We start from the raw sequence: 1,884 nt of genomic DNA on the forward strand, positions 1-1,884 counted from the left end.
TCGACGTTGATGATCCCGGTGGTCATCACGTACATCCCCAGCTATATCATCTTGTCCAGCATGCCGATGTGGCTGAGGGTGTGCTGGTCCATCCTGCTGGGGGTCGCCGGCATGGTGACCATCTGGCTCATCCTGCGCTTTCTGGACACGATTTTCAGCGGGCTGGCCGGCCGGGAGCGGCCGTGGATCTCTGTCCTCTGGCGGATGGTGCTGGTGGTCGGGGTCGGGGCCGCGTGGGCAACATATGCCCTGCCGGCCCTGCGCGCCGCCGGCGCGGATGCCCCAGCATCCGCCCAGCTTTTCACCCTGGCGTTCGCATTCATTGTATACGACTTGGGCATCACCATCGCTGAGCAGTTCCCGCCCTCCACCTGGCAGGGCGTCGGCAAAACACTGTGGCGCTGGGTCTGGCTGTTGGGCATCCTGGCTTATATCGCCTACCGCGTCCCCCACTGGCTGGGAGAGAACTGGCTCGATACCTATCAGGGCCTGATCATCCCCAGCGCCGTCAGCTCCTTCGGCATCTTCCTGTTCCGCCAGGGCTTCATGGGATTGCCCCGTGAGCTTATGGATGCCGCCAAGATTGATGGCGCCGACCACCTGCGCATACTGACCCAGATCGTCATGCCGCTGAGCAAGCCCCTGTTGGTAACCTTTGTGATTTTCGACCTGGTGCAGTATTACAGCTCCTACTTCTGGCCCCTGCTCATCACCAACAACCCCACCATGCGGGTGCTGACGATTGGCTTGCAGATTTTCTTCATCGAGAAGGGCTATTACGGCATCCGCTGGCATTTGATTATGGCGGCAAACACCGCGGCCGTGGCGCCCCTGCTCATCCTGTTCTTCCTCGGCCAGCGGTGGTTCGTGGAGGGCGTCGCAACGACGGGCCTCAAAGGCTAGCGGCAGAAGGGTGCTGGCATTTCTCCTGCTTCACGTCTGGAAAGGAGGTGAGGTGAGGGATCACGTGAAGGGAGGGGAACATCGAGTACGTTCACTTCACATGTCGTGCCGGTCTCAGCATGTGTATTCCCAGAAGGAAGGAGGAGAGCTATGAAGCGCATCGTGTACCTGGTGATGGTCATTGCGATGTTGGCCTCGTTGGGGGCCGCGGCGTTAGCCGGCTGTGCACCCAAACCCACGCCGGCGCCGGCCACCGAAGCTCCACAGGCGACGGAGACGCCCGCCCAGCCGTCCCAACCGACAGCTACGCCGGCCCAGCCAACCGCCGCGCCGGCCAAGACGGTGGAGATCGAGTTCTGGTACGGCCTCGGCGGGAAGCTCGGTGAGGTGGTCCAGGACTTCATCAAGCGCTTCAATGAGTCCCAGACCGAGGTGCATGTCACCGGCGTGGTGATGCCGGACTACCAGACGACGCTGGAGAAGCTCCAGGCCGCCATCGCCGCCAAGAAGCCGCCGGCCATCGCCCTGATCTCCGGCCAGCGCATCCACGACCTGATGAACGCCCAGGTGCTGAACCCGCTGGACGAACTGGTCGCCGCGGAACTCGATTTCAACGCGGACGACATCGTGCCGGCGTTCTATCAGTTTGCCACATGGGAGGATGGCAAGCTGTACGCCCTGCCGCTCTACGGCACCACCCAGGTGCTCTACTATCGCAAGGACTTCTTCGAGGAACTGGGCATCAGTCCCGACATGCTGAACACCTGGGAGGACCTGGCCGAGGCCGCCCGCAAGTGCACCAAAGTCGAGGGCGGCGAGGTGGTGCGCTGGGGTTGGGAGCCCATGTGGGGCTATCCGAACCTCATGGATGCCGTGTTTAGCCGCGGCGGCAAGCTCTTCTCGGATGACGGCAAGAAGGTGCTCATCAACGACGAGATCTGGGTTGACACCTGGGAGCAGTTCCGCAAGTGGATCCATGAG

Annotated in this window: 2 protein-coding genes; both read left to right on the forward strand. The window is 62.2% G+C overall.

The genetic code is table 11. The features are described 5' to 3' along the window. On the forward strand, positions 1 to 903 hold a 903-nt coding region (locus H5T60_14480; protein MBC7243637.1), incomplete at its 5' end, for a carbohydrate ABC transporter permease. 150 nt (positions 904 to 1,053) lie between these two features. Further along, positions 1,054 to 1,884 (forward strand): extracellular solute-binding protein (locus H5T60_14485; GenBank protein MBC7243638.1); only part of this gene is annotated, 831 nt, incomplete at its 3' end.

The organism is Anaerolineae bacterium, assembly GCA_014360855.1.
Lineage (GTDB): Bacteria > Chloroflexota > Anaerolineae > JACIWP01 > JACIWP01 > JACIWP01.